Raw genomic sequence first — 436 nt, 5'->3', positions numbered from 1 at the left:
CGGAGGATGAGCGTAAGCGTGCCGGTCATGATCAGGTAGAACATTGCCACGGCCGACCAGATCTCAACGGCGCGGAAGTTGGCCGCCATGATTTCCTGGCCTTGCCGGGTGAGTTCGCCGACGCCGATGACGATGAACAGCGAGGTATCCTTCAGGCTGACGATGAACTGATTGCCCAGCGCCGGAATCATGCGGCGGAAGGCGAGCGGGCCGATGATGTAGAAAAGCACCTTCCAGAACGGCAGGCCGAGCGCCAGGCCGGCCTCGCGCAAGCCGCGATGGACGGAAAGGAAGGCGCCGCGCACGATCTCCGCGATATAGGCGCCGGCATTGATGATGATCGCCATGATCGCGGCCGCCAGCGGGTTGATGCCGACATCCGCCAGGATTGGCAGCGCGAAATAGATGAACATCACCTGCACGATGGTAGGAATGC

General features: G+C 61.7%; 1 protein-coding gene. It reads right to left on the bottom strand.

Features of this window, described 5'->3' with window-relative positions; translation table 11 throughout:
* The coding region (locus tag EN874_RS32260) for an ABC transporter permease subunit (RefSeq protein ID WP_135884715.1) at window positions 1–436 on the bottom strand (436 nt) is incomplete at both ends.

Source organism: Mesorhizobium sp. M1D.F.Ca.ET.231.01.1.1 (assembly GCF_003999155.2).
In the GTDB taxonomy this organism is placed as follows: Bacteria; Pseudomonadota; Alphaproteobacteria; order Rhizobiales; family Rhizobiaceae; genus Mesorhizobium.
The sequence above is the reverse complement of the archived record's forward strand: the minus strand, read 5'-3'. Positions and strand labels throughout refer to the sequence as shown.